This is a genomic window from Nocardia anocheti, from assembly GCF_029675105.1.
Lineage (GTDB): Bacteria > Actinomycetota > Actinomycetes > Mycobacteriales > Mycobacteriaceae > Nocardia.
In genome coordinates, this window is record NZ_JAQQFV010000001.1 from 649,614 (window position 1) to 676,025 (window position 26,412).

The following is a 26,412-nucleotide window of genomic DNA, read 5'->3' on the forward strand; positions in this document are numbered from 1 at the left end:
GAGCGCGCCAGCGCTCCAATAATTCATCCGTTGAGTTTGGTCAGGCGGTCGTAGGCCGTCACGTACTCCTCGACCAGCCGGTTGATCACATCGGCGCTGCGCTCGACCTTGTTCATCATGCCGACCACCTGGCCGACCGGGTTGAAGTTCACGTCCTTGGCCGCCTCCGGGTAGCGGTGTCCCCGCTTCACGCCGTCGAGGGCGACCATCATCTGCAACGGCATGGGCAGCGGGTCGGGTGTCTCGGCCGACTCCCACGCGTCGGTCCAGTCGTTGCGCAGCATGCGGCAGGGCTTGCCGGTCCAGGACCGCGAGCGGATGGTGTCGTGGCTGGTGGCGTCGATGTAGGTGGCCATCTGCGCGGGCGGCACATTGGCCTCCTCGACGGTGAGCCACAGCGACCCGGTCCACGCGCCCTGCGCGCCCATGGCCAGCGCGGCCGCGACCTGCGCGCCGTTGCCGATGCCACCGGCGGCCAGCACCGGCGTGTCCCCGATCGCCTCGATGACCTGCGGCCACAGCACCAGCGAGGACACCTCACCGCAGTGTCCGCCGCCCTCGGTGCCCTGACACACCACGAAGTCCAGCCCGGCCGCCTTGTGGTTCATCGCGTGCTTGACCGAGCCGCACAGCGCCCCGATCACCCGACCCGAATCCTGGATGCGCTTGACCACGTCCTCGGGCGGGGTGCCCAGCGCGTTGGCGACCAGCTTGGCCTTGGGATGGTTGAGGATCACGTCGACCTGCGGACCCGCGGTGGTCGCGGTCCAGCCCAGCAGCTCGTTGTGGTGCTCGCCCTCGGGCAGCGCGGGCACGTCGTGGTCGGCCAGGATCTGCTGGGCGAAGTCGCGATGCCCCTGCGGAACCAGCTGCGCCAGCTGCTTTTCCAGCTGTTCGGGACTGAGTCCCTCGACGCCCTTGCCCTCGTACTTGGACGGGATCACCAGGTCCACGCCGTAGATGCCGTTGACGTGCTCGTCGAGCCAGGCCAGTTCCACCTCGAGCTGTTCGGCGGTGAAGCCGACCGCGCCGAGCACACCGAGCCCGCCCGCGTTGCTCACCGCGGCCACCACGTCGCGGCAGTGGGTGAAGGCGAAGAGGGGGAACTCGATGCCGAGCTGTTCGCAGAATTCGGTACGCATACCGAACTGTAACACGTTCTAGTTTATCCGAGAACGGTTGATTTCAGACGGCGGCGTCCTCGAGGGCGACCAGGGAATCCTCCAGGTGATCGAGCAATCGGTGCAGGTCGGGCAGGGTGCGGCGGCAGCCGACCAGGCCGAAATCGAGATTGTCCCCGTGCGAGGTGAGGGTGATGTTCACGGCCTGGCCGTCCAGTGGGATGGACAGCGGGTAGCCCGCGTCGAGCCGGGCGCCGTTCCAGTACATCGGCTCGCGCGAACCCGGCACATTCGAGATGACGATATTGAACGGCGGCGTCCCCAGCGCGGCGAACCCCGGCAGCAGCAACGCCGCCATCGGGCTCAACATCAGCCCCGCCACCGCGAGGGTCTGGGCCGGGCTCAGTGACCGGTAGACGTCCTTGCTGCGCCGCGTCGACTCGCTCACCACCCGCAACCGCTCCAGCGGATCGGCGACATCGGTCCCCAGATTGCACAGCAGCGCCGCGATCTTCACGCCCTGGGTGTCGGTGTCGTCGGCGTCGCGCAGCGACATGGGCACCATCGCGACCATCGGCTTGTCCGGCAGCGCGTCGCGCTCGAGCAGATACGCGCGCAGCGCCCCCGCCGACATGCTCAGCACCACATCGTTGACGGTGGTCCCGGTCGCCTTCTTCACCTGCTTGATCCGGTCCATCGACCAGGTCCGCACCGCGCACTTGCGCGCCCCGCCGATCGGCACGTTGAACAGCGTGTTCGGCGCCGCGAACGGCAAGGTCAACTGCTGCTCGAGCAGACCGGTGCGGGCCGCGCGCAGCAGCGCCGCCGTCGACGAGCCCGCTGCCGACAGACCACCCAGCAGTCCGCCCAGACCCGCACGGCTCGGCCGGGATTCGGGACGCGGCTTGCGCGGCAGATTCCACGGCACGGTCACCTCGGCGTCCGGATCGGTGCTCAGCGTCCGGCGCAGCAGCCGCTGGGCGGACACACCATCGATCAACGCGTGATGCATCTTCGAGTACAGCGCGAAGCGGCCGTCGGCCAGGCCCTCCACGAAATGCAGTTCCCAGAGCGGACGGTGCCGGTCCAGCAGCGCGCTGTGCAGGCCGGAGGCGTGATCGAGCAGCTGACCCATGGTGCCCGGTGCGGGCAGGGCACTGCGCTGGACGTGGAAGTCCAGGTCGATCTCCGCGTCCTGGGTCCAGGCCAGCTGGGGTGCGCCGAGCCAGGTGGCCGGGCGCTTGCGGAAGGTGGGCCGGAAGGTCTTGTCGGCCAACAGGATGTCGCGGAACTCGCGCAGATAGTTCGGCCCGGCGTCTTCGGGCGGCTCGAACAATTGCAGTGAGCCCACATGCATCGGATGCTCGCGCGACTCCGCGAGCAGGAACAGCGCATCCAACGGTGCGATGAATTCCATGACAGATCGCCCCCTGACGAGAGTGGTTCGGTGCAAGTCTGTAGACGATCGACCACGCTGTCGGGTCGGCACGACGCGCGTGCCACCTTCCAAGTTACCCGCCGGTCGCGCTCACGTCAGCCGAACGCGCGGGGACTCAGACCTGCGCGGGCTCGGCCTGTCGCTGCGCGGGCGCCGGTGCGGCGGGCTCGCCCTCGGCGGGCGGCTCGGTCTCGGGGGTGACCACGCGCAGCACCGCGGTGTGATGTTCCTCGGGTGCGAGCGCCGGTTCCGGCTCGGGCGAAGGGGTTTCGGCGACCGGCTCGGGCGCAGGCGGCTGCGGGGCCGGAACCGACGGCGTCGCGGGGCCTTTCGTGGCGATCTCGATCCCCAACTCCAGCCGGGTGATCTCCACCAGCGCCCGCTCCTGCTCGGCGGCGTGGCGCATGGCCTTCTGCCACAGCGAGGCCATCTCCTCGAGCTCCTCGACGGTGGCCTCCACATCGATGTGCAGCTTGAGCCGCTGCATGGTGATGTGCTGGGCCGCGGTCAGGGTGCGCAGCAGGTCCTCGCACTTGTTCGGGATACGGCGGTGCGCCACCACGCGCAGCCGGGTCAGCATGCCGCCCGGGCGATCCCAGATCACCTTGTGGATCTGCGCGCCCACCCCGTCGATCTCCTCGGCGGTGACCAGATCCCACTCCCCGCAGTTGGCCAGATCGGCGCGCACCGAAGCCGAGGTCTCCAGGATCGAGGCCACCGCGGCGAGCACCGCCTCGCGCCGCCACGCCTCGTGATCGCGCTGGTCACCCACCATGTTCGACAGCTCGACATGACGCTGCGCGGCGTCGAGCGCCTGCCTGCCCCGCTCGTCGGCGGCCGCGATGCCTTCGCGGTGTGTGCGGTTGTTGGCGAAGACGCCGACCAGTACAGCACCGGCGACGGGGAGCGAGCCGAGGAGAGGGAGCCACTGAGTCACCCGCCGATCATTGCATCGCGACAAGAATCAGTCACCATGATCGGCGCGTTGCCCGAAGATCGCACCGGGGTGTCGCACTGTGACAGCGGCGGATTCCCGCCGATTTCGCCGGGCACCGACCCGCCTTCCGCAGCCGCGCGCGGAATCGGAGGCGCTACACGACGAAGTCCCCGGTGCGGCAACCAGTTCAGGTGCCGCGCCGGGGAATTCGGTTCTCGCGGTGGTCAGTTCGCCGGAGTCGTGGTGGTCGGCTCGCCGGTGGTGGTGGTCGGGGCCGCTGTGGTGGTGGGGGCCGGGGACGTGGTGGTCGTGGTCGTCGGCGCGGGGGCTGCGGCCTGGTTGGTCGCGGGCTCCGGTGCCGGGGCCGGGGTGGTGGTGGTCGGCTCGGCCGTGGTGGTCGACGGGGCCGTGGTGGACGGCGCGGTCGTCGATCCGGTGGTCGAGGTGGTCGTCGACGGCGCGGTCGTGGTGTTCTTGCTGGTGGTCGTCGACTTGCTGGTGGTGGTGGTCGGCTTGTTGGACGTGGTCGAGGTCGGCGCCGCGGTGGTGGTCGTGGCGGGCTTGGTCGGCGCGGCCAGGGCGGCGGTCACGTCCTCGTCGGCGGGCGCGGACTTCTTGTCCACCGTCTCACCGGCCTGGGCCTGCTTGGCCAGGTGGGTCAGCCAGGCCGCCGCGTACTCCGCCGAGGTCAGCGGCTTGCCGTTGGCGGCGTCGGAATCACGCCAGTAGTCGAAGTGGTGACCGGTGCCGTTCGGGCCGAGGGTCAGCTGGTACGGATCGCTCATCGCCACCGGAATGGTGTTCTGATTGGTCACGATCAGCCCGACGATCTCGTTGAACACCTTCTGCGGCAGGTACGCCAGCGGCGAGACCTGCTCGGCCGCGATCGTGTCCGCCTGCGAGGGCGCCTTGGCCTCGCCCGGCTTGTAGTCCGGGTCGGAGACCTTCAGCAGCACCTCGAGGAAGGTCTCGTCGCTGGCCATCCAGTTCGGGTTGGCGGCGATGTCGGAGAAGGCCGCCATCGCGATGCGGCCCAGCGTGAACGCCATGTCCTGGCCGGTGGCCGGGGTCAGGCCGTCGCGCTGCAGATCGTCGACATTGATCTGACGGCCCACGTTCGCCGCCAGCTGCAACAGCGAGATGTTCTCCGGGGCCGCGCAGGTCAGGTCGCCCTCGGAGCAGAACGAGGCGATCTTGCCGTCGAGCGCGCCGAAGCCGCCGCCGGTGGTCACGCCCTTGCCCGAGATCGGGTCGACGCCGTTCTGGTACTTCTGATCGAAGCCGTCCGGGTTGGCGAACGGGTCCTCGGCGCCGATGAACGGGCCCTCACCGGCCGCGCGACCGGGATCGGCGAACATCACCACACCCAGCACGTCATCGGGGTCGACCACGGAGTAGCCGTCGGCCGGGTCGTCGTTGCCGATGCCCTCGGCCACGCGACGCACCACATCGGCGCCCTCGCTGTAGCCGACGATGGAGAACTTGGTGTCCGGGCAGGCCGCCGAGATCTCCCGCATCACCTGCTGGGTGTTCGCGACACCCGTGTTCACCGCGTCCTCGTAGCTGCGCATGTCCGCCGGGTAGGCGATGTAGACCGCCGCGTACTGGCCGTCGGCCACCGAACTGGCTGGCGCGTTCACCACCGGGTCCACCCACACGCTGCTGTGATCACCCGACAGCGCCGCGGGCAGCGGGTTGCCGTTGGCGTCGAGCAGCATGGCCGTGGTGCCCTCGACCGGGGTGTCGTTGCGCCCGGCCACCGAGATGGTCACCATCTCGCGGCACTCGGTCACCGAGGTGGTGAGCTCGTAGCTGGGGGACTGGGGCTGCTGCGACGTCACCGCGAACGACGCCGCGACGATCGCCGCGACACCCAGGGTCGCCGGGGCGGCGACAGCCGATGCGATGCGATGTTTCGCAAGGAACTCACGCAGATTCATGTCATGATCCCGTTCGAATGACCTACAGGTGGGCAGGCCCCCCGACGGGCCGCATGTCACGAACTCTGTCGTGGGCCACCTGCGGATCGTTACTACCGCGAAGAGCAGTCACGTGCCCCGGGTTCTGGGGGCACGGCAGTGGGCAGGGGGGAAACGCGCATGTCAGCGACGTTGGTGAAGGGTCAGAACGGTCCGGCGGGCGCCGATGTGGTGGTCGTCTCGGCGCGGGTGAACGCGCCGGTGACGCTGGCGGCGTTGCTCGTCACCGAGCAGGGCAAGGTCCGCTCCGATGGCGATCTCGTGTGCGAGTACCAGCCGTTCGCGCCCGGCGTGCGCTTGCAGCACGGGACGCTCACCGTCTCGCTGACGCAGGTGCCCGCCGAGATCGCGCAGGTCAGAGCGGTGATCGCGCTCGACGAACCGGCGGGCGGTTTCGGGCGGATCGCGGCGCCGGTGGTGCTGCTCGCGTCGGCCGAGGGTGCGCCGCTCTACGACTTCCCCATCGACGGGTTGAGCACGGAGTCGGCGGTGTTGGCGGTCGAGTTCTACCGCCGTCAAGGAGCCTGGAAAGTTCGGGCGCTCGGGGCGGGGTACGCGGGTGGGTTCGCGGCGCTGGTCGGTGATCACGGCGGGCGATTGATCGAGGCACCGCGCCCGGCAGCACCGCAGTATCCGGCGGCCGCACAGTATCCGGCGGCCCCGCCGATTCCCGCCGGTTCGGGCCCGGCCGTCGTACCGGGTTCCGCTGCTTCGGGTCCGGCCGGTCCAGGTTCCGCCGGGTCGGGTCCGGCCGCGCCCGGCCTGCCCCGGCACCGCCCGGTCAGCCTGGCCAAGGGCCAGCAGGTCACCCTCCGCAAAGACGGCGGCGCCGCCCTCACCTTCGTCCGCATGGGCCTGGGCTGGGACCCCGTCCTGCGCGGTCGCCTGTTCGGCCGCCGCCCGATCGAGATCGACCTCGACGCCTCGGTCGCCATGTTCGCCGACCACACCCTCGTCGACCTGGTCTGCTTCGGTCAGCTCACCTCCCGCGACGGCGCCATCCGCCACCAGGGCGACAACCTCACCGGCGAGGGCGACGGCGACGACGAGGTGATCCTGGTCGACCTGGTCCGCGTCCCCGTGCACGTCACCACCCTGCTCTTCTTCGTCACCTCCTACCAGGGCCACACCTTCGAACAGGTCACCAACGCCTTCTGTCGCCTCGTCGACAACACCAACGACCGCGAACTGGCCCGCTACGCCCTCACCGGCGGCATGCCCTACACCGCCATCGCCATGGCGAAGGTCGCCCGCTCCGGCCGCGAATGGACCATGCGGGCCATCGGCGAACCCTTCCAGGCCCGCACTCCCGGCGACGCCATCCCGCAGCTGGGCCAGTTCCTGCTGCGCTGACCTCACCCGAGCGCGGCGACCTCCCGCACCGAATCCGCGATGGCCAGGAAGTCCTTGCGCAGGATGGCGCCGTGATTGCTCGTCACCTTGGCCGCCACCCGGATGTTCGGTTTGCGGGCCGTCACCGCGTCGAGCCCGCTCCGGATCTTCTCCTGCTCGTCGCCCTTGCTGCCGAACGAGGTCCCCGAGGCCACCACATAGCGCACCGGCACACTGATCGTGTCCAGTACCGGCCCCAGCTCGTCGGTCCGGGAGAGCTTGCCGAGCTCGATATTGCTCTCGGCCTGCTGCGCGGCGTTCATCCTCGGGACCAGCCCCGTCGGCCGCAGCAGCGGCATGAACCAGCTCAACCGCTTGAACAGCGTGCGGATGCGCTTCTCCATGGCGTCATCGAGCCAGTCGTAGGGAAAGGCCCCGTCGACCAGCACCGCCCCGATCGCCCGCTCCGGATTCCGCGCCGCCCAGTGCGCCCCGACGACAGCACCGTAGGACCAGCCCACCAGCACCGCCCGCTCCACACCCCGCGCCGCCAACACCGCGTCCACATCCCGCACGGCGGCCTCGAACGAGTAGTCCGCCGACAGCCCCGACTTCCGTCCCCGAGCCCGCTCATCGAAGGTGATGTGCCGGAACCCGTCCCCCAACTCGGCGATCGTCTTGCGCCAATACCCCTGCGTCGCGAACTGCCCGTTCAGATAAACCACCGGAATCCCGTCACCCCCGGTATCGGTGACGGCCAACGCCGTGTCGTCGACGCTCACCATCCCACTCCACGCCGTGCTACCCGGTTCGATGTCTCGCGCGGTCATTGTCGACCACCCCTCTCAGTCGTGCTCGTTGATGAGGACAACTGTCGCGCCCCCACCTGACACCGCCCTGACACGTCCCTGACGCCCGCTGACACCCGGAATCAGCTGTTCGAGCGATGCGCATCCCGGCCGACTCCGGGACAGTCGACTCCCAGGAAGGTGAGGCGATGTCCGACTGGGACGGCGCGGGCTACGCGCACATCAGCGCACTCCAACGCGCGATGGCGACCGATGCGGTGGCCACGGTCCCGGTCGCGGGCACCGAGCGCGTCCTCGACGTGGGTTGTGGCGACGGCTACGTGACCCGCCTGCTCGCGGCCTGGGTCCCCGCCGGTTCGGTACTCGGCCTCGACCCGTCCCCCCGCATGATCGAGACCGCCCGCACCGCCGACGACCAACTCACCAACGTCGCCTTCCAGCTCGGCGATGTCACCACGATGACGTTCACCGGCGAGTTCGACCTCGTCGTCTCGTTCAACGCCCTGCACTGGGTACACGACCAGACCCGCGCCTACCGGCACCTCGCCGCGGCCCTGGCCCCCGGCGGCCGGGTTCTGGTCCAGTACGTCTGCGACGGCCCGCGCCCCAGCATCGAAGACATCGCGACCACCGTCACCACCGAGCCACCCTGGTCGGCCTTCTTCCCCGACTTCCCCCGCCCCTACCTCCACATCGACCCCACCACCCTCCCCGCACTCGCGGCCGCCGCGGGCCTCGCCGTCGTCGCGCAATCCGTCACCGACCGCACCTGGGACTTCGGCTCCCGCGAAGCCTTCACCCGCTGGTGCACAGTCGGCTTCACCGACTGGACCGCCCACCTCCCCGCCCCCGAAATACCAACCTTCGTAGCCGAAGTCGTCCACCGCTACGAAACCGTCACCGCCACACCAGGACTGTTCCACTTCCTCCAACTACGAGCCGAATTGTCCTGCCCCACCCCCGAATAGCCGATCACCAGATATCCACCCACTGCGGCCGCCGCGGCACATCGAACCCAGCCGCCCGCCCCCGCACCAACACCGGCAATTCCGCCCCCACCGCAAACCGATCCATCAGCGCCGACGCCGCGGACTTCCGCAATTCGTTGAACGCGAACTCCTTCTTCATCTCATGCTCCACCCCGCTCCCCGGATGCGTGAACCGCACCTCGAGCCGAACCCGATGCGTCGACAACGGATTGTTCGACGTCCGCGTCACCCGCCGCCCGGCCCCGACCACCGTAGCGACGACCGCCTCACCATTCCTACGCAGATACGCCCGCTGCCCCACCCACACCACCCCCCGCAACACCAACGAGAACCTCTCGGCCGCGCGAATGGCTGACCGATCAGCCGCGGGCCATATCCACGAACCGGCTCAAATGCAGCTGATGCGCCACGGTGATGGTGGCAGTCGGGCCGTTTCGGTGCTTACCGACGATGAGGTCGGCCTCGCCGCCACGCGGGTCGTCACGTTCGAACGCATCGGGCCGGTGCAGCAGGATGACCATGTCGGCGTCCTGCTCGAGCGAGTTGTGCGCGGAAATACCCTGTGCGACGAAGTTGTGCGTGCCGGGAACGGTGCCGTCGTAGACGTCCTGTTCACCGAGGCTGGTGATTTCGACGATCTTGTCCCAGAAGACATCGTTCGTGGCGAGCATTTCGATGTCCGCATCGTCGAGAACGGTGGCGACGCGGGCGAGCCGGGATCGGCTGGGGGAACGCTTCCACATCGAGTTTCCGCAGAATCGCGAACCCATGGCTGCCGAGAACTCACGATGGGTCATCTGTTTGTCGGCGAGCAGTGTGCGGACCCGATTCCAGACCTCTGCCGGGACGGTGTCCACGTTGGTGTTGCGTGCCATCGTGCTCAGTTCGGACAGCGCGGCCGCTGCGGAGCGGCCCCGGGCCCCGTGCGCACCGACGTCACGCAGGAACGTTGTCTGGTTTTCACCGCCGTCGATTGTCAGGTGATAGCAGGGGCGATAGTCGCCCTTGCGAACTGTCTTGATGCGGCCGTGAACACCCAACCGCAGCAGTAGCTGGTTGACGTCGTCGATCAGTCGGCGGCTCGTCGATGCGTAGTAGACACGCGCCTGTTGGGCCTTGGCATCCCATCGCACCGATCCATCGGTGGCCCACAGGTGACGTAGGAACAGCGCGACTTGGTCATCAGGCAGCGCGAATACCGGTTCCGGAACGAACTTCTCGTAGCTACGAAGCCCGAACAGGCCGAGGCTGTCCAGCCAGGCCGCGATCGGATTGCGCTTGCCACGGGTGAGCCGGAAGGGCGCGGGCAGTCGCAGGGTGGTGACGCGGGCAGCGGCGTACTCGTCGCGTACCGCGGTGACTCCGAAGTGCTCGGCAGCCGTCGTGACGGCGGCGAGATTCTCCTCATCGACGCTGGCGTAGCGGACCGGCTGGCGCTTCACGCACGAGCCATCGCCGATCATGTGCGCGAGCATCACGATCTCGGCTTCAGGGAGCCGCGCGGTGTGGACGGGTTCGGGTACCCGGCGCGGTGTCGCGAGACGGTCGCCGACGGCGAGCTGGTCGAGCGCGATCCAGCCGTCGACAGTCAGGAACGGGTGGTTACCGGTCGCTTCGACCTCGCGGCCGGAAGCGAGTCGTAGCCGGAACACTTCCTTGCGTCCGCTCGGAAAAACCTTCACCATCGGTCGGGCGACCATCCGCATGCGTTCGTCGAGTGACCAGACCAGAGGCTGTTCACCGTTGCTGAGCAACTCGCCCAAGGTCACTTCGGCGCCGGTGTCTGCGCGCAGGATGCGCGTGGACGCGGGCATGCAGCCCGATTCGCGAAGGTCGGAGACCATGGGCCGCTTGTCCGTTCGCTGTTCCGGACCACGGTTCAGCTGGGAGATCGCGATCACCGGAACCTCGAGCTCCTTGGCGAGCAGCTTCAGATGCCGCGAGAACTCCGAGACTTCCTGCTGGCGCGATTCGACCTTCTTGCCGGAGCTCATCAGCTGGAGGTAGTCCACCACCACGAGCTTCAGGTCGTGCCGTTGCTTGAGCCGCCGCGCCTTCGCCCGAATCTCCATCATGGTCAGGTTCGGCGAATCGTCGACGAACAACGGTGCCTCACTGATCTCACTCATCCGTCGGGCCAGCTTGGTCCAGTCGTCATCGCTCATCCGGCCCGAGCGCATATCGCCCAGTTTGATCTTCGCTTCGGCGGAGAGAAGACGCATGACAATCTCGGTGCGGCTCATCTCGAGCGAGAAGATGACGCTGGCCATGCCGTGTTTGATGGAGCAGCTGCGCATGAAATCCATGCCGAGCGTCGAGTTGTGTGTCGGCACCATCGTGCGTCCGGCCAGATACAGGTGGTCGGCGTTGTCGACTTCGACGCAGCGGACCGGAACCGGGTCGATCTTGCGGATGTCGACGATCTGTCGAGCCTCCGAGCGGGCGGACCTGGGCAGCATGTGCGCGAAGTGGTCGCGTGGGGTGCGCAGGCTGTGTGCGATCTCGCCGGTCGTACGAACCAACGGGTGCGGCGCCAAGGTGGGGGCCATAGTGACCCACTGGTGTTCTTCGTCGGCGGTGATGACGGTGCCATCGGAGAGTTCGACCTCGAAGCACGTGCGATCGAGCATCACCTCGGTGGTCGCGAGGACCAGTGTGGGTCTGCCGTCGGGCCCTAGCAGTTCGTCGCCGACGCGGACCTCGCCCATCGTCGTCCACCCGGCCGGGGTCGGCAGGGGGGTGTCGAGCGCGAGTGCCTTACCTACACCGGGTCGGGCCGCGACGATGATCATCTGGCCCGCGTGCAATCCGTTGGTGAGTTCGTCGAGTTCGGTGAAGCCGGTGGGGACGCCGAGGGAGATGCCGCCGCGGGAGGCGATGGAGTCGATTTCGTCCATGGTGGGCTGGAGGAGTTCTTCCAGCGGGGTGAAGTCCTCGGTGGTGCGGCGTTCGGTGACTTCGTAGATCTCGGCCTGGGCGCGGTCGACGACCTCGGCGACGTCCTGGCCGTCGGCGCCCGCGTAGCCGAACTGGACGATGCGGGTGCCCGCTTCGACCAGGCGGCGCAGGATGGCCTTCTCGGCGACGATCTCGGCGTAGAAACCGGCGTTGGCGGCGGTGGGCACGGTCTGGGTGAGGGTCACCAGGTAGGGGGCGCCGCCGATGCGCTTGAGTTCGCCGCGGCGATCGAGACCGGCGGCGACGGTGACGGGGTCGGCGGGCTCGCCGCGGCCGTAGAGGTCGAGGATGGTGTCGTAGACGGCCTGGTGCGCGGGACGGTAGAAGTCGCCGGGGCGCAGCACCTCGACCACGTCGGCGATGGCGTCCTTGCTCAGCAGCATGCCGCCGAGCACGGACTGCTCGGCCGCCATGTCGTGCGGTGGCTGCCTGCCGAAGTCCTCGCCGGGGGGTTCGGGCGGGAAGTCGGTGTGCGCGCGGTCGCCGGTGGTGGTCACCAGACCGTCCTCTCTGCCCTCGAGCTCGGGGGTTTCACATCGATGAACTCGTTGTACTCCCGGGCTCCGACACGAAGTCAGCAATCGGTTGCCTGCGTGCTTCCCGGGGTCGCGCGCAGGACGATGCGACGAACCTAGGCGACGTTTTCGGGACGCGCCAAGCCGACCTGTGCACACAACTGTGGATAACTTGGGGGTAGTTCACCCAGAGTTGTGCAGCGCCTGTGGAAAACATGGGGAAAACCCAGGTCAGTGTGGTGGAACGCCCTGCTAGGCCCGCTATTACCGGACTCTCGTCCTGTGGATGAAAGAAGTTCCGGCGTGTCGGTAAAGGTGAACAGCCGGGCGTGTTGGGTAAACAGCGGCCGTGCACGGTATGACCGGAGTCACAAATGTGCCGGTCGGTTTCGACGGTAATCCACAGGCGGAATAACAGGAGGTCAGCGAGTTGCCGACCGTGGGCCACCCGCAGCGCCCCGGGGCACTCGAAGTGGCGGTTATCGGTCAGCTAACGCCGCCGTAGGCAAGGGAAACCACCCCTGTGCGAACACAGGGGTGGTTTCCCAGCGAACTCAGTTCGCAGCAACCTCGAGGTTGAACTTGGCAACCACATCGGGGTGCAGGTGCACCACGATGCCGTGCTTGCCGGTCGCCTTGATGTGCGACTTCGGCAGCTCGATGCTGCGCTTGTCCACCACGGGGCCACCGGCGGCCTTGATGGCACCGGCCACGTCGGCGGTGGTGACCGAACCGAACAGCTTGCCGCTGTCGGCGGTCTTCACGGCCAGCGAGACGGCTTCCAGGCCCTCGATGGCCTGCTTCAGCTCGTTGGCGTGGTCCAGGTCGCGCACCTTGCGGGCGTCCTGGGCGCGACGGATGCCGTCGACCTGCTTCTGGGCGCCACGGGTGGCCACGATGGCCAGGCCGCGGGGCAGCAGGTAGTTGCGGCCGTAACCGTCCTTGACCTCGACGAGGTCGCCCGGCGCACCGAGGTTGTCGACATCAGCGGTGAGGATGAGCTTCATCTGTCTGACTCCCTTTCTCAGCGAGCGGTCGACACGTAAGGCAGCAGGGCCACCTCACGCGAGTTCTTGACGGCCACAGCGATGTCACGCTGGTGCTGCACGCAGTTGCCGGTGACGCGGCGAGCGCGGATCTTGCCGCGGTCGCTGACGTACTTGCGCAGCAGCGTGGTGTCCTTGTAATCGATATTGACGATTCCGGCCTTGGCTTCCTTGCAGAAAGCGCACGCCTTCTTCTTCAGTACCTTTTCGCGCGCGGGCGCTTTAGGCATGGTCTTCTCTCCGTACTATGAGTGCCGTTCCTCAGAACGGCGGTTCGTCATCCATGCGGCCGCCGCCTCCGAAGGAGGACCCGGCCGCGGGCGCGCTACCCCACGGATCGTCGTTACCGGCGTTGCCGCCGCCCGACTGTCCGCCGCCGTTGTTGGCGTTGTAGCCGCCTGCGCTCGCACCACCACCGGCATTACCGGAACCACCACCGAAGCCGCCGCCTCCGCCGCCGCGACCGGCCTTGGAGACCTTGGCCGTCGCGTAGCGCAGCGAGGGGCCGACCTCGTCGACCTCGAGTTCGACGACTGTGCGCTTCTCACCCTCGCGGGTTTCGTAGGAGCGCTGCTTGAGCCGTCCGCTCACGATCACGCGAGCGCCTCGGGTCAGGCTCTCGGCGACATTCTCCGCTGCCTCACGCCAGATGTTGCAGCGCAGGAACAGAGCCTCGCCGTCTTTCCATTCGTTCGAATTGCGATCGAACACGCGGGGAGTCGAAGCGACGGTGAAATTCGCCACCGCTGCGCCCGCGGGCGTGAAACGAAGCTCGGGGTCTGCCGTCAAATTGCCGATGACGGTGATGACCGTGTCGCCTGCCATGGGGGTTCCTCCTGCTCGGGGGTGCAGTCCGCATCTCGGGATTTGCGCTCGAGCCTAAAGCTAGGCTCTGACAGGAAATCCGAGAAGTGGTTGCGGACTACTTGTCGTTGCGCAGAACCTTGGTGCGCAGCACCGTTTCGTTCAGGCCCAGCTGGCGATCGAGCTCGCTCACGGTGGCCGGGGTCGCGGTCAGTTCGACGACCGCGTAGATGCCTTCGGCCTGCTTGGCGATCTCGTAGGCGAGCCGACGACGGCCCCAGATGTCGACCTTGTCGACCTTGCCGCCCTCGGTCTTGACGACGTTGAGCAGGTTATCCAGGGACTGCCCGACGATGCGCTCGTCCAGGCTGGGGTCGAGGATGACCATCACTTCATATTGACGCACGGACCAATCACCTCCTGTGGACTAGGAAACGGCCATGGACTTTCCATGGCAGGAGGGTTCGTTGCGTCAGCAACCCGACAAGGCTACCTGAGCGCCCTGGGCGCGACGAAATCGATCATGAGCGCGGGTTGACCGCCGGACAACAGCGCCTCGCCGCTTAGGGTGATTGCCATGACGAACGACCCGCTGCCCCGCGCGCGGACGGGCGCGGGCCGGGCCACGGCGCTGGCCTTCGTCGTGCTGCTGCTGTGCGGGCTCACCCTCGCGGTGGCGTACGCGAACAAGGCGCGCTGTGCGGGCGGACCGGTCGACGAATACGGCCGCAGCGAGGTCTTCGATATCCGCAAGGACCGCGATGTCTGCTATTCGGATATCCAATTCCTGTGGCAGGGAAGGGAAATCGACAATCACGTCTTCCCGTATGTCGACGGCGCGATCACCGACGACGGTGTCCTGATCGGCGGCGCGGTGGAGTATCCGGTCCTCAGCGGACTGCTCATGTGGGCGGGCGCGATCGGGGTGGACAACGACGCCGATTTCCTCTGGCATTCGGCGCTGCTGCTCGCGCCGTTCGCGCTGCTGACCGCCTGGCTGCTGGCGCGGATGTCGGGCGCGGCGGCCCTGCTCTGGGCGACCGGCCCGCCGCTGGTGTTCTACGCCTTCCACAACTGGGAGTTGCCGGTGGTGGCGACCTCGGTCGCGGCGGTGGCGGTGCTCACGCTGCCCTCGCGCCTGAGCGTGCGCACCCGGGGCATCATCGCCGCGGTGCTGCTGGCGCTGGGTTTCTGTCTGAAGATCTATCCAGGCATCTTCGTGCTGCCGCTGGCGATCTACGTGCTCACCGAGGGCGCGCCGCGCGGCACGCGTCGGCTGCGCGAGCTCGACGTGGCAGGTGCGGCGCAGACGTTGCTGGCCGCCATGGCGACGGTGGCGGCGGTGAATCTGCCGTTCGTGCTGGCCGGGGTGGAGGGCTGGCGGGCCTCGGTCACCTTCCAGCGACTGCGGCAGGCCGATATCACCACCAATTCCATCTGGTACTGGGGTCACCAGGCGATCTTCGGTCGCGACGCCGAGACCACTCAGACCTGGCACGACTTCGTCGCGATCGCCTCACCCGGGCTGATGGCCGCTGCCTTCGCGCTGGCGCTGTGGTTGGGGCTGCGCCGCTGGACCCCGGCCGCGCCGTTCCCGTGGGTGGGTGTGAGCGCGGCGATGCTGGCCGGTTTCCTGCTTTTCCACAAGGTGCACTCACCCCAGTACACCCTGTGGATAATTCCGTTCCTGGTGCTGCTCGAGGTGCCGTGGTCGATGGTCGCGGCCTATCTGGTGGCCGACGCGGCGGTCGGCATCGGGGTGTTCCGCTACTTCTGGACGATGGGCCAGGGCGAGGACTACGAGACGCTGGAGGGGATCGTGCAGTTCGGCGTCTGGTTGCGCAGCGCCCTGCTGCTGGCGTTGTTCTTCGTGTTCCTGCGCGCCCGGCTGCGCGGCGCGATCGCCGCGGAACCGGTCGGCCCGCCGCCGCGCGTGCTGCAACCGGTGGCCTGAGAGACGACGACGGCGGCGGACCCCCGAGGGGCTCCGCCGCCGTCGTGGCGAGCGAACCGGTCAGCTGACCGGGGCGGTCTCCTTGGTCTCGTCGACCTCGTCGGGCTCCGCCTTGCGGTTGCGGATGATGCTCGTGATGAGCGCCGCGCCGATGAACGCCACGCCGACCAGGCCGGTGATCAGCTCGTCGACGTGCACGCCGATCGAGATCAGCAGGATCGTCGCCAGCGCGCCGATGGCCCAGTGCGCGCCGTGCTCGAGGTACACGTACTCCGAGAGCGTGCCCTGCCGGACCAGGTACACCGTGATCGACCGGACGAACATCGCGCCGATCAGGCCCAGGCCCAGCGCGATGATGATCGGGTCGGAGGTGATGGCGAACGCGCCGATCACGCCGTCGAAGGAGAACGACGCGTCGAGCACCTCGAGGTAGAGGAACAGGAAGAACGCGGCCTTACCGGTCGCCTTGACCAGCTTGGACGGGCCGCCGGATTCGAGGTCCTCGGTGTGGAACATCGAGCCGAGACCATCGACCAGGATGTAGACGATCATGCCGAGCAGGCCCGCGACCAGCACGGTCGAGCGGTCGTCGTCGGCGGCGAGGAACTCCGCCACCAGCACCAGGCCGGTACCGGCGACGACCACCGAGAGCATGTCGAGCTTGCCCGCCTTGGCCAGCGGACGCTCCAGCCAGCTCAACCAGGTGATCTCGCGTTCGTCGAAGATGAAGTTCAGGAACAGCAGCGCGAGGAACATGCCACCGAACGCCGCGATCTGCGGGTGCGCGTCGGTGAGCAGGGTTTCGTAGCTGGGGCTGCCGTCGGGGAAGTAGGCCGCGTCGTCCGCGGGCGGGTTGAGCGCCAGGTTGAACGCGTCCACCGGGTTGAGTCCGGCGGTGATCCACACGATCGCCAGCGGGAAGACCAGTCGCATGCCGAACACGGCGATGACGACGCCGACAGTCAGGAAGATCCGCTGCCAGAACTCACTCATCCGTTCCAGGACGGTGGCGTTGATGACGGCGTTGTCGAACGACAGCGACACCTCGAGGATGCCGAGGATCGCACACAGTGCCAGTGCGGTCGCGCCACCGTAGAGGTAGGCGACGACCAGCGAGGCCACCGTGATGACGATGGACAGGCCGAAGATGCGCGTAATCACGCGGAGGGACCTTTCTGTGTCACACGAACAGGGGGCCCGAAAGTGTCGAGCCCCCTATCCGCAATGGTGACTAGACGTTGACGCCGTAGTCGCGGGCGATACCCGCCAGGCCGGAGGCGTAACCCTGCCCGATGGCGCGGAACTTCCACTCGGCGCCGTTGCGGTACAGCTCGCCGAAGACCATAGCGGTCTCGGTCGAGGCGTCCTCGGACAGGTCGTAGCGCGCCAGCTCGGTGCCGTTGGCCCGGTCGACGACGCGGATGTAGGCGTTGCGCACCTGGCCGAACGACTGCGAGCGGGTCTCGGCGTCGTAGATCGAGACCGGGAAGAAGATGCTCTCGATGGTCGGCGGGGTGTTGGCCAGGTCGACGTTGATGACCTCGTCGTCGCCCTCGCCCTCACCGGTGGTGTTGTCACCGGCGTGCTCGATGGCGCCCTCCGGGGACTTCAGGTTGTTGAAGAACACGAAGTGCTTGTCGGAGACGACCTTCTTGTCGGCGCCGGTGGCGATCGCGCTCGCGTCGAGGTCGAAGTCGGTGCCGGTGGTGGTGCGCACGTCCCAGCCGAGGCCGACCGCGACCGCGGTCAGGTTCGGGGCCTCTTTGGTCAGCGAAACATTGCCGCCCTTGGACAGACTGACACCCATGCGGGAATCCCTTCGGTTGGTCTCGTGTGTCGGTTCCCAGCATGTCCGAATCGCCGGGTACGGCTACGACAGTAATAGGTTTCACGGATCTTGCGTAGGAACCGTCTGCAGCCCAGGTGAACCGGGGGAATCTCCTACCATCGGGCAGTGTGCGCCCGGCGACGGCGCCCGGTTGGGGAAAGGACGTGACGGTGACACCTCGCAGACGCGGCTGGTTCAGGTCCGGGGCGGATCATGGCTGGATCAGTGGTGCGCGAGCCGCGACGTCGGCCGCTTTCCTCGACATGGATCGCAGACAGACGGCGGCGGAGGCGGGTGTGGTGGCCAGCGAGCAGGTCTTCCCGGAACGCCGGGTGGAGGCGCTGTGGGAGCCGGTGCGGGCGCGCTGTTACGCGGCCGCGGGCGCCTACCTGGCTTTCACCGACGAGCTCGACGCCGCCGAGGCCGCGGGCACGCCGGTCCCCGACGGGCCCGGCCGGGCCGACGCGCTGGTGCGTCAGCTCACCGAGGCCGCGCGCGGGGTCGACGAGTTCTATCACGCCCAGCGCGCGGGGCTCGAGCACGCGGCGAGCGTGCGCACCTCGGTGCCGCAGTTGCTCCAGCAGGTGCGTCAGGAGGGTGAGCGGGCGCTGGCGGCGGCGGAGTCCTCGGGGTTCGCGGGGTATCCCTCGATCGTCGCGGGGGCCGCCCGGGTGACTGAGGCGCTGGTCACAGCGTCGGCGGTGGACCCGCTGAGCGCGGTCGGGGCCGCGCGCGAGGCGGCGGCGGGGGTGCAGCAGGCCACCAAGGATCTCTCGGATGCGTTGGCGCAGGCCCCTTCTCGCGCCGAGGCGGCGAGCAAGGCGATCGCCTCGGTGACCACCCGGCTGGCCGCGGTGCGCAATCGCGGGGCGGCGCTGGGCCCGGCCTACTCGGCGTTGCTGCGCGAGTTCAACGCTGCGAGTTCGGCGGATCTGACCAACAATGAGCGAGACAGCCGCCGCGACATCGACGCCGCAGACGTTGCGCTGGCGCAAGCGCGGGTCGCGGCCGCCGACCACGACCCGGAGACCGCCCTTGACCTGACCGCCACCGCGCGCGAGCACCTCGCCGAGGCCGAACGACTGGTCGACGCCGTCACCCGACGGCTCGAACTGTTGCGCGGGGTGCGTGCCGACCCCGACGCGAAGGCCCGCACCGTACGATTCCGGCTGCGGGACGCGCAGATGCTCGCGGTCGACCGAGGACTGGTCGCCGAGTGGGGTTCGGTGCTCGACGCGCAAGCCGAACGCCTCGATCGCATCGCTTCCGGACTGACGGGTCGTCATCCAGACTATTGGGCGTACGTGACGGAACTCGATACCGTCGCGACGTTCATCGCCGGAGTAGTCGACCGCATGAGAAAACACGACAGCACATAGGACCTTCAGTAGAGATGACTTGGCACGAATGAGGTGGGGGGAATGACCGCGGGGTACGCCGTAGCGACAGAGGTTTGCCTGCACAAGCAGGTCCCGCTGCGACATTTCCGCCAGTTACAGGGCCCGCGCAGCCGGGAGCTGTTCCTGGTGGAACCCGAGCCGCTGGTCGGCTCCGACGACCGCGAGCTACTGGCCACCGCGCTCGGCGCGACCCTGTACGTCCCCGCGACCAGACCCGACCTGGCCGCCACCATCCGCAGACGGGCCGCGCGCGGCGTGTGTTCGATGGTCATCGACCTCGAGGACGCCGTCGCCGATCACCAGGTGGAGGCCGCCAAACAGCACGCGGTGGACACCCTGGACCTGCTCGCGCACAGCCTCGACCCCAATCCGCTGCTGTTCGTGCGCGTGCGCGATCCGCAGACCGTTGTCGAGCTGGCCGAGCGGCTCGGCCGCGGCCGTGAGGTGCTCACCGGCTTCGTCTTCCCCAAGTTCGACGCCGTCACCGGGCCCGCCTACCTGGACGCGCTGGACCGCGCGGTCGGCGCGCTGGGCCGTCGCGTCTACGGGATGCCGGTGCTGGAATCGGCCAGCCTGGTGCACCGTCAGACCCGCGACGAGCAGCTCGCCGCCATCGCCGAGCTGCTGACCGCGCACCGGGAGCGGCTGCTCGCGGTGCGCATCGGCGCCACCGACATGTGCTCGACCTTCGGCATCCGCCGCGACCGCGACCTGACCATCTACGACGTGCGCGTGGTGGCCGACGTGATCGCCGACATCGTCAACTACCTCGGCCGCGCCGACGGCACCGGCTTCATCATCACCGGCCCGGTCTGGGAGTACTTCGCCGATCACGAACGCATGTTCCGGCCGCTGCTGCGCACCGCGCCGTTCGAGGAGTCCGACGCGGTGCCGTTCCGGCAGTACCTGGTCAGCCGCGATCTGGACGGCCTGCTGCGCGAGATCACCCTCGACCGTGCCAACGGCATCCAGGGCAAGACGGTGATCCACCCCTCGCACGTGGCCGCCGTGCACGCGCTGTCGGTGGTGACGCACGAGGAGTACGCCGACGCGCTGCACATCATGGAGGCCGACGTCGGCGGCGTCGCGGCCTCGGAATACCGCAACAAGATGAACGAGATGCGCCCGCACCGCAGCTGGGCCCGCCAGACCCTGGTCCGGGCCCGCGCGTTCGGCGTGGCGAACAAAGGAGTGTCCTTCGTGGATCTGCTGACAGCGATGATCGCCGAATGAGCGTCGTCGACAAGCCTTGGGCCACCGCCCATCTGGGCATCGAACTCCACCACGGCGAGTCCTTCACCGCTGGCACCACACCCTCCGACGACGCCGATGGCGCGGTAGGCGGTGACGGGCTGCTGGGCGAGCTGACGATCGGTGGGCTGGTGGTGCCCGGTCTGCGGCGCAATCCGCGGCGGGCGCATCTGTTGGTGTCGACGGTGCTGGGTAAGCATCTGCCGACCGATCCTCGGGTCGTGATCGGGGCGGGGGAGCGGCTGGCGGATCTGGTGCGCGAGAAGCTCTCCGAGCGTGCGCCGGTGGTGCTCGGGTTCGCCGAGACCGCGACCGGGCTGGGGCACTGTGTGGCGGCGCGGCTCGAGGCCGACTGCTACCTGCACTCCACCCGCAGGCCCGAACCGCGCGCCACCACGCTGACCGGGTTCGAGGAGGGGCACTCGCACGCCACCTCGCATCTGCTCCAGCCCGCGCCCGCGAGCATCTTCGTCAACGATCGCCCGCTGGTGCTCGTCGACGACGAGATCTCCACCGGTGACACCGCCATCGACGCCGTGCGCGCCCTGCACGCCTTCGCCCCCCGCGCGCACTACGTGCTCGCCTCCCTGGTCGATATGCGCACCCCCGCCGACCACGCCAAGTTCGAGGCAGTGGCCGCCGAACTGGGCGCCCGCATCGACACCGTCTGCCTGGCCGCGGGCCGCACCGAACTGCCCGACGGCCTGATCGAGACCGTCACCGCGCTGCCCGACCCACAGCTCAATCCGATTGCGGCCCAGCGCGGTTCCGCGCACCGCATCGACCTGACCTGGCCCGCCGAGGTTCCAGAGGGTGGCAGACACGGCACCCTGCGCGCCGATGTCGATGCCTTCGACCTCGCCCTGAAATCGGCCACCACCGAGCTCGGCGCGCGCCTGGACGCCGAGTTCCCCGGCCGCCCGGTGATCGTGCTCGGCCACGAAGAACTCATGTACCTCCCGCTGCGCCTGGCCGCCGAGCTCGCCGCCGCAGGCACCCCCACCCGCTTCCAGACCACCACCCGCTCCCCGGCCTACGTCCTCGACGAACCCGGCTACCCCCTGCGCCGCGGCTTCCGCTTCACCGCCCCCGAGCCCGACCCCACCGCCGCCCGCTACCTCTACAACGCCCAGTGGCCCGACACCACCGAGCCCCCGCTCCTCCTGTTCGTCCTCGACCCCCCCGCCGACACCCCCGAACTCACGGCCCCCGGCGGCCTGGTCGACGTCCTCACCGCGTCCGGCGCCGACGTCCTCCTCGCGGTAATCCCCGGCGCCGACCCCCGCACACTCCACGCGGCCCGCGCCACACCGGACGAGAACGCCGAGCCGCCGGTGACCACCGAGCCCAGCGCCGGAACCGCTCCGACCTCCGCGCCCACCGCGTCTGCCACGAGGGCGCCGTTGCCGCGCGCCCTACACGGACCCGAATTCGGTTCCTACGCGGCCGAAGACGTGTCCTGGTTGCTCAAGGACCTGTCCGACGTCGACCTGGAAGCCGATGTGGCCGAACGGGAGCGGCGGATTCAGGCCGGGCTCGCGCATTACGCAGAGTCGCTGCCGGTCGAGTTCCAGCCGGATGCGGAGTATCGGGAGCTGTTCGATCGAGTGCTCGCCGAGAGCGCCGAGCGGCTGGCGCTGGCGGTGGCGACTCTCGCCGAACTCGTTGTCGCCGAACGTGGTACGGACATCGTCCTGGTTTCGCTGGCCAGGGCCGGAACCCCGGTCGGCGTGCTCATGCGTCGCTGGCTGACCAGTGGGATCGGCCGTCCGGCGCTGGATGTTCCGCACTACGCGGTGTCGATCGTGCGCGCGCGGGGGATCGACGCGACCGCGCTCGATTACCTTGCCGAGCACCATGATCCGTCGTCGATCGTGTTCGTGGACGGATGGACCGGCAAGGGCGCCATCACCCGCGAACTCACCGAAGCGCTCGACGCCTATCACGCGGCGGGTGGCGCGCGCTTCGACGACGAGCTGGCCGTGCTGGCCGACCCGGGCAACTGCGTGCGCACCTACGGCACCCGTGACGATTTCCTCATCGCCTCGGCCTGCCTGAATTCGACTGTCTCCGGCCTGGTTTCGCGCACCGTGCTCAACGACACCCTGATCGGCCCCGGCGAGTTCCACGGTGCCAAGTTCTATCGCGAACTCGCGCACGCCGATGTCTCCAACCGGCTGATCGACGCCGTCACCGCCGCCTTCGGCACCATCCGAACGAAGGTGCCCGGCGCGGTCGCCGCCCTCCGGGCATCCGATCGCACTCCGGACTGGTCGGGGTGGGCGTCGGTGGAGCGGGTACGGGCCGAATATGGCATCAGCACAGTCAATTTCGTGAAGCCGGGGGTCGGTGAGACGACGCGGGTGCTGTTGCGCCGCGTACCGTGGCGGGTGCTGGTTCGGGACGCGGACGCGCCGGAGCACGCCCACATCCGCCTGCTCGCCGCGGCGCGCAATGTCCCGGTGGAAGTGGTACCCGACCTGGCCTACTCCTGCATGGGCCTGATCAAGGAGTTACCCCAGTGACCGGTACGGCACTGTTCGCCACTGATCTGGATCGCACGATGATCTTCTCGCGCAACGGCTTCGGCGGCGCGGAGATGGTCGAGAAGGAGTGCGTGGAGTACTACCAGGGCGAGCCTCTGTCGTACATGACCACCGTCGCCGTGGACCGCCTGCGCGCGCTGGCCGCCGTGGCGCCGGTGGTCCCCACGACCACCCGCACGATCGAGCAGTTCCAGCGGATCGCCCTGCCGGGCGCCCCTTGGCGCTACGCGATCACCAGCAATGGCGGCAATATTCTGGTCGACGGCATCCCGGACCCGGCCTGGCGTCTGGGCATCGACGACCAGGTGCGGGCCTCGGGCGCCACCCTCGCCGAGGTGGGTGCCGAGTTACGCGCGCGCATCGACGACTCCTGGGTCACCAAGTATCGCGAGGCCGACGAGCTGTTCTGCTACCTGGTGGTTCGGATCGACGCGGTGCCCGCCGGGTTCCTGGCCGAGTGGGACGCCTGGTGCCGCGCGCACGGCTGGTCGGCCTCGCAGCAGGGGCGCAAGGTCTACACCATGCCCGATGCGGTCTGTAAGAGTCTGGCCGTCACCGAGGTTCGCCGTCGGCTGGTCGACGGGGGCGAATTGACCATGGACGCACCGCTTTTCACCGCAGGAGACGGTGCCCTCGACGCGCCGATGCTCGAGATCGCCGACGCCGCGATCCGCCCCCGCCACGGCGAGCTCGAGGAGCTGGGCTTCACCGCGCCCGCACTCACGGTCACCGAGACCGCGGGCATCCTGGCCGGGGTGGAGATCCTCGACTGGTTCCACGCCGCGGCCGAGCGGGCCGCGCTGCCGGTGGTGGGCGACCCCGTCTGACCCCGCGGCGCGGGGTGCGGGCGTGCCTCACCCCGCGCTCCGCCTGGGTTCAGCCCTGGGGGAACAGCCCCGCCGCCAGCACCGGCCACGATGCCTTGAAGTCGTCCTGCCAGTACCCCCACGAGTGGGTGCCGCTGTCCCGGAACACGAAGGTGCCGGGGATGCCGAGCTGGTCGAGCCGGGCCCGCAGGTTCTGCGCGGACAGCCACACCGCGCCCTCGATCAGCGCGCCCAGCGCGACGGTCTTGGGCGTGTCGGCGGGCTTCTCCATCCGGAACGGCCCGCCCGGCTGGTCGTGGATGCCGGGAATGCCATTGCCCGTCGACACGAAAAGGTGTGTGCCGCGTAGCTTCTCGGCGTTGACGAGCGGATCGTTGGCGGCCCAGCCGGGTCCGTCGAGCGGGCCCCACATATTGCGCACATCGCCGCCGCCGTAGGTCTCCACGGTCATCTTCACCGCCTGCCGTCCGGCGGGATCGCTGACCTGGGTGAGCCCGCTGTAGACCGCCGCGCTGCGGAACAGTCCGGGATGCGCGATGGCCAGATTCAGCACCGGCACCCCCGACATCGACAGTCCGGCAATGGCATTGACGCCATTGGTGCCCAGCGCGGCATCGATCAGCGGGGGCAGTTCCGCGCCGATGTAGGTCTGCCACTTGTTCACCCCGAGCACGGGATCGGGCCGCTCCCAGTCGGTGTAGAAGCTCCACGCGCCGCCGATGATCTGCACGACATTGACGTCCTTGTCGGCCAGGAAGTCGAGCGCGTCGGTGCGCAACTGCCAGGACGCGCGGTCCATTCCGCCACCCGCGCCGTTGAGCAGATACAGCGCGGGCTTGGGCGCGCTGGTGTCGGCGGGGCGCTGGATGTCGACCGGGAAGGTCTTGTCCATGGCCGCGGAGTGCACGTACAGCCGCAGGTGCCGGGCGTCGGTGACCTCCATCTTCTCGATGTAGGACCCGTTGGGCGCGGTGGCGGCGGTGATGTTGACGCCGGGCGCGGTGGCCGGGGCCGCGGACGCGGTGGTCCCGGTGACGAACGACGCGGTGACGGCGCACAGCGCGGCCGCCACGATCCGTCGGATGCTGCGACGCTGCACTGCGCCCACTCCTCTGATCGAACTCTCACCGGCGTGGTCCTCCCGGCGGAGCTCACGGTAGCGGTCCCCCCACCGCCTCCGTCAGATTTTGGCCCGTTCTCGTTTCAGATCAGTAGTGCTGCTGCTGAGAGGCCAGCTGCTGACTCACCAGACCGTGGATGCGCTGCAGACCGCCCACGCTGATCCCGCTCTGCAACTGGCCCTCGATCGTGCGGACCAGCGCGTTGTCGCTCATGATCTTCTCGGTCGACTGGATCAGTACCGTCCCCGCGCCGGTGAAGTCGAACTGCCGTTCCTCACCGGAGTTGGCGCCCATCCTGGCCGCGCCCGCCGCCAGGAACCCGCTGATCCAGCCCTGGTCGTAGTGGTGACTGGGCGACGGGCAGTCGGCCCAGCCGACCAGCGACTCCGGGTCCACCCGCAGCGGCGGCTCGGCGAAGATCACCGGGCCGTTGGAGGAGGCCAGGAACTTGCCGGTGCCGATCAGGGTGAGGAAGCCGGGCACGATCGACTGCTTGAGCGCCAGGCCGGGCTCGAAGGCGAGCAGGTTGGCGGCGCGGATGGTGAGGTTGCCGTCCTCGAGGTCGAAGGAATTGATGTCGTAGCCGCGGTCACCGATGATCAGCTTGCCGTGGCCCTCGGCCACCACGTAGTCGCCGGTGAACAACGGCGCGGAGAACTGGCTGCTCACCATGTGCATGAGATGGCCTTGCAGGCCGTGCGAGAGCAGCTGGAACTGGATCTGGCCGTAGTAGGCGATCATGGCGCCCTTGCGCATGAACCACGGGCCGGTCAGGTCGATGCAGTAGGCGTAGTCGTTGCCCGGGATGTTGTCGCTGGCACCGAGATTCATCGGGGACAGGATTTGGCTCATCGGTTCACAACTTCTCTTCGGAGGCCTGCACGTACACCACACCTTGGCCGTGGCAATGCAGCTGCATCGCCTCGCCCGCGCCGCGACCCACCGCGTCGCGCCAGCTCATGGCGGCCTTGAGCTCGGTCTGCACATTGCCGTAGGCGGCGACGAACGCCTGCGGGTCGACGACCACCGGATTCGGCCCGCCCACCTGCAATTCCAGGAAGCCACCGTGGGCCAGCAGCACGGCCGCGCCGTGGCCGCTGAGCTGGGTGGTGAACATGCCCTGCCCGGTCGCCACGCCAGCGGCGGCGCCGCGCAGCGCGCCCATCAGGCCACCACCGCCCCCGCCGCCACCGGAACTGGCCACCGAGACCACCGAGGCCTGCAACCCGGCGGTGTTGGCCAGCAGCCGCGAGGCTTCCGCCCGCAGCACCGCGCCCGGCTGCATTTGCACCACGTGTACCTCGAGCCCGGCGAAACCGTAATGGACGACGCCGTTTCCGCGTGCCAGCATGGTGCGCTCGTGCTCACCGGCCATCATGGCCCCGGCCATCCGCATCAGCCCGCCGCCGCCCATGCCAGGGCCAGCGCCCGGGATCTGGTGCGGCGCGAACGCGACCTGACCGGTGTAGAACAGCATCGCGCCGGTGCGCGCGACCACGCCGCCCGCCTGCCCGACGTCGACCTTGACGACCTTGCCGTTGACCTTCTCGAACATCG

The 26,412-nt window shown here is 68.5% G+C and carries 23 protein-coding genes; 7 read left to right on the forward strand and 16 right to left on the reverse strand.

Going from position 1 to position 26,412, the window contains the following annotated elements:
• Positions 1–23: 23 nt before the first annotated feature.
• From QC180_RS03135 to QC180_RS03150, 4 genes are all read right to left on the reverse strand, one after another.
• Positions 24–1,142 (reverse strand): NAD(P)H-dependent flavin oxidoreductase, encoded by a 1,119-nt coding sequence (locus tag QC180_RS03135; protein ID WP_278261010.1) that lies wholly within the window; start codon positions 1,140–1,142, stop codon positions 24–26.
• Between the two features lie 43 nt (positions 1,143–1,185).
• Positions 1,186–2,538 (reverse strand): WS/DGAT/MGAT family O-acyltransferase, encoded by a 1,353-nt coding sequence (locus QC180_RS03140; RefSeq protein WP_278261011.1) that lies wholly within the window; start codon positions 2,536–2,538, stop codon positions 1,186–1,188.
• 136 nt (positions 2,539–2,674) lie between these two features.
• A complete protein-coding gene (locus QC180_RS03145) occupies positions 2,675–3,496 on the reverse strand; it encodes a hypothetical protein (protein ID WP_278261012.1) in 822 nt (273 codons plus the stop codon).
• A gap of 224 nt (positions 3,497–3,720) precedes the next feature.
• Entirely contained in the window at positions 3,721–5,436 is a 1,716-nt protein-coding gene (locus QC180_RS03150) for a cutinase family protein (RefSeq protein WP_278261013.1), read from the reverse strand.
• Between the two features lie 159 nt (positions 5,437–5,595).
• Between QC180_RS03150 and QC180_RS03155 the strand changes: the two genes are divergently transcribed.
• Complete coding sequence (locus QC180_RS03155; RefSeq protein ID WP_278261014.1) at positions 5,596–6,828, forward strand: TerD family protein; 1,233 nt, start codon at positions 5,596–5,598, stop codon at positions 6,826–6,828.
• 2 nt (positions 6,829–6,830) lie between these two features.
• Here the strand turns inward: QC180_RS03155 and QC180_RS03160 are convergent, their stop codons facing one another.
• A complete protein-coding gene (locus tag QC180_RS03160; protein ID WP_278261015.1) occupies positions 6,831–7,637 on the reverse strand; it encodes an alpha/beta hydrolase in 807 nt (268 codons plus the stop codon).
• A 167-nt stretch (positions 7,638–7,804) separates the two neighbouring features.
• Between QC180_RS03160 and QC180_RS03165 the strand changes: the two genes are divergently transcribed.
• Positions 7,805–8,584 (forward strand): class I SAM-dependent methyltransferase, encoded by a 780-nt coding sequence (locus tag QC180_RS03165; RefSeq protein WP_278261016.1) that lies wholly within the window; start codon positions 7,805–7,807, stop codon positions 8,582–8,584.
• A gap of 4 nt (positions 8,585–8,588) precedes the next feature.
• On the opposite strand, the gene QC180_RS03170 is transcribed toward QC180_RS03165, so the two are convergent.
• The 6 genes from QC180_RS03170 to rpsF form a co-directional block, all read right to left on the reverse strand.
• Positions 8,589–8,744 (reverse strand): hypothetical protein, encoded by a 156-nt coding sequence (locus QC180_RS03170; protein WP_278261017.1) that lies wholly within the window; start codon positions 8,742–8,744, stop codon positions 8,589–8,591.
• A gap of 220 nt (positions 8,745–8,964) precedes the next feature.
• Positions 8,965–11,976, reverse strand: a complete 3,012-nt coding sequence (locus QC180_RS03175; RefSeq protein ID WP_474646386.1) for a replicative DNA helicase — start codon at positions 11,974–11,976, stop codon at positions 8,965–8,967.
• Between the two features lie 656 nt (positions 11,977–12,632).
• Positions 12,633–13,085, reverse strand: a complete 453-nt coding sequence (rplI, locus tag QC180_RS03180; protein ID WP_278261019.1) for a 50S ribosomal protein L9 — start codon at positions 13,083–13,085, stop codon at positions 12,633–12,635.
• Between the two features lie 17 nt (positions 13,086–13,102).
• A complete protein-coding gene (gene rpsR / locus QC180_RS03185; protein ID WP_278261020.1) occupies positions 13,103–13,354 on the reverse strand; it encodes a 30S ribosomal protein S18 in 252 nt (83 codons plus the stop codon).
• Between the two features lie 31 nt (positions 13,355–13,385).
• Positions 13,386–13,949, reverse strand: a complete 564-nt coding sequence (locus tag QC180_RS03190) for a single-stranded DNA-binding protein (RefSeq protein ID WP_278261021.1) — start codon at positions 13,947–13,949, stop codon at positions 13,386–13,388.
• A 97-nt stretch (positions 13,950–14,046) separates the two neighbouring features.
• Positions 14,047–14,334 carry a 30S ribosomal protein S6 gene (gene rpsF / locus QC180_RS03195; protein WP_278261022.1) on the reverse strand — a complete coding sequence of 96 codons (288 nt, stop codon included), beginning with the start codon at positions 14,332–14,334 and terminating at the stop codon, positions 14,047–14,049.
• A gap of 171 nt (positions 14,335–14,505) precedes the next feature.
• On the opposite strand from rpsF, the gene QC180_RS03200 reads away from it, so the two are divergent.
• Positions 14,506–15,882 carry a hypothetical protein gene (locus QC180_RS03200; RefSeq protein ID WP_278261023.1) on the forward strand — a complete coding sequence of 459 codons (1,377 nt, stop codon included), beginning with the start codon at positions 14,506–14,508 and terminating at the stop codon, positions 15,880–15,882.
• 60 nt (positions 15,883–15,942) lie between these two features.
• Here the strand turns inward: QC180_RS03200 and QC180_RS03205 are convergent, their stop codons facing one another.
• Both QC180_RS03205 and QC180_RS03210 read right to left on the reverse strand, forming a co-directional pair.
• Positions 15,943–17,043: a DUF475 domain-containing protein gene (locus tag QC180_RS03205; protein WP_278261024.1), complete on the reverse strand. Its 1,101-nt coding sequence runs from the start codon at positions 17,041–17,043 to the stop codon at positions 15,943–15,945.
• Positions 17,044–17,113: 70 nt separating this feature from the next.
• Positions 17,114–17,689, reverse strand: a complete 576-nt coding sequence (locus QC180_RS03210) for a TerD family protein (RefSeq protein WP_019049996.1) — start codon at positions 17,687–17,689, stop codon at positions 17,114–17,116.
• Positions 17,690–17,973: 284 nt separating this feature from the next.
• On the opposite strand from QC180_RS03210, the gene QC180_RS03215 reads away from it, so the two are divergent.
• Genes QC180_RS03215 through QC180_RS03230 form a run of 4 tightly spaced genes read left to right on the forward strand, consistent with a single transcriptional unit; the run spans position 17,974 to position 23,734 of the window.
• Entirely contained in the window at positions 17,974–19,089 is a 1,116-nt protein-coding gene (locus tag QC180_RS03215; protein ID WP_278261025.1) for a hypothetical protein, read from the forward strand.
• A 42-nt stretch (positions 19,090–19,131) separates the two neighbouring features.
• Entirely contained in the window at positions 19,132–20,343 is a 1,212-nt protein-coding gene (locus tag QC180_RS03220) for an HpcH/HpaI aldolase/citrate lyase family protein (protein WP_278261026.1), read from the forward strand.
• Entirely contained in the window at positions 20,340–22,886 is a 2,547-nt protein-coding gene (locus tag QC180_RS03225; protein ID WP_278261027.1) for a phosphoribosyltransferase, read from the forward strand. The genes QC180_RS03220 and QC180_RS03225 overlap by 4 nt, the downstream gene beginning before the upstream one ends.
• Before the next feature lie 38 nt (positions 22,887–22,924).
• Positions 22,925–23,734, forward strand: a complete 810-nt coding sequence (locus tag QC180_RS03230) for an HAD family hydrolase (RefSeq protein WP_278261195.1) — start codon at positions 22,925–22,927, stop codon at positions 23,732–23,734.
• A gap of 49 nt (positions 23,735–23,783) precedes the next feature.
• On the opposite strand, the gene QC180_RS03235 is transcribed toward QC180_RS03230, so the two are convergent.
• The 3 genes from QC180_RS03235 to QC180_RS03245 form a co-directional block, all read right to left on the reverse strand.
• Complete coding sequence (locus tag QC180_RS03235) at positions 23,784–24,833, reverse strand: alpha/beta hydrolase (RefSeq protein ID WP_278261028.1); 1,050 nt, start codon at positions 24,831–24,833, stop codon at positions 23,784–23,786.
• A gap of 109 nt (positions 24,834–24,942) precedes the next feature.
• Positions 24,943–25,707 carry an AIM24 family protein gene (locus QC180_RS03240; RefSeq protein ID WP_278261029.1) on the reverse strand — a complete coding sequence of 255 codons (765 nt, stop codon included), beginning with the start codon at positions 25,705–25,707 and terminating at the stop codon, positions 24,943–24,945.
• A gap of 4 nt (positions 25,708–25,711) precedes the next feature.
• The gene (locus QC180_RS03245) at positions 25,712–26,410 is read right to left on the reverse strand and encodes an AIM24 family protein (RefSeq protein WP_278261030.1); all 699 of its coding nucleotides are present in this window, start codon (positions 26,408–26,410) and stop codon (positions 25,712–25,714) included.
• Positions 26,411–26,412: the final 2 nt, after the last annotated feature.

Bases quoted from the DNA above. Each gene is read 5' to 3' on its own strand.
- QC180_RS03135 (WP_278261010.1), bottom strand. From the start codon at position 1,142: ATGCGTACCGAATTCTGCGAACAGCTCGGCATCGAGTTCCCCCTCTTC.
- QC180_RS03140 (WP_278261011.1), bottom strand. From the start codon at position 2,538: ATGGAATTCATCGCACCGTTGGATGCGCTGTTCCTGCTCGCGGAGTCG.
- QC180_RS03150 (WP_278261013.1), bottom strand. From the start codon at position 5,436: ATGAATCTGCGTGAGTTCCTTGCGAAACATCGCATCGCATCGGCTGTC.
- QC180_RS03155 (WP_278261014.1), top strand. From the start codon at position 5,596: ATGTCAGCGACGTTGGTGAAGGGTCAGAACGGTCCGGCGGGCGCCGAT.
- QC180_RS03160 (WP_278261015.1), bottom strand. From the start codon at position 7,637: ATGACCGCGCGAGACATCGAACCGGGTAGCACGGCGTGGAGTGGGATG.
- QC180_RS03165 (WP_278261016.1), top strand. From the start codon at position 7,805: ATGTCCGACTGGGACGGCGCGGGCTACGCGCACATCAGCGCACTCCAA.
- QC180_RS03170 (WP_278261017.1), bottom strand. From the start codon at position 8,744: ATGAAGAAGGAGTTCGCGTTCAACGAATTGCGGAAGTCCGCGGCGTCG.
- QC180_RS03175 (WP_474646386.1), bottom strand. From the start codon at position 11,976: ATGGCGGCCGAGCAGTCCGTGCTCGGCGGCATGCTGCTGAGCAAGGAC.
- rplI (WP_278261019.1), bottom strand. From the start codon at position 13,085: ATGAAGCTCATCCTCACCGCTGATGTCGACAACCTCGGTGCGCCGGGC.
- rpsR (WP_278261020.1), bottom strand. From the start codon at position 13,354: ATGCCTAAAGCGCCCGCGCGCGAAAAGGTACTGAAGAAGAAGGCGTGC.
- QC180_RS03190 (WP_278261021.1), bottom strand. From the start codon at position 13,949: ATGGCAGGCGACACGGTCATCACCGTCATCGGCAATTTGACGGCAGAC.
- QC180_RS03200 (WP_278261023.1), top strand. From the start codon at position 14,506: ATGACGAACGACCCGCTGCCCCGCGCGCGGACGGGCGCGGGCCGGGCC.
- QC180_RS03210 (WP_019049996.1), bottom strand. From the start codon at position 17,689: ATGGGTGTCAGTCTGTCCAAGGGCGGCAATGTTTCGCTGACCAAAGAG.
- QC180_RS03215 (WP_278261025.1), top strand. From the start codon at position 17,974: ATGGATCGCAGACAGACGGCGGCGGAGGCGGGTGTGGTGGCCAGCGAG.
- QC180_RS03220 (WP_278261026.1), top strand. From the start codon at position 19,132: ATGACCGCGGGGTACGCCGTAGCGACAGAGGTTTGCCTGCACAAGCAG.
- QC180_RS03225 (WP_278261027.1), top strand. From the start codon at position 20,340: ATGAGCGTCGTCGACAAGCCTTGGGCCACCGCCCATCTGGGCATCGAA.
- QC180_RS03230 (WP_278261195.1), top strand. From the start codon at position 22,925: ATGATCTTCTCGCGCAACGGCTTCGGCGGCGCGGAGATGGTCGAGAAG.
- QC180_RS03240 (WP_278261029.1), bottom strand. From the start codon at position 25,707: ATGAGCCAAATCCTGTCCCCGATGAATCTCGGTGCCAGCGACAACATC.
- QC180_RS03245 (WP_278261030.1), bottom strand. From the start codon at position 26,410: ATGTTCGAGAAGGTCAACGGCAAGGTCGTCAAGGTCGACGTCGGGCAG.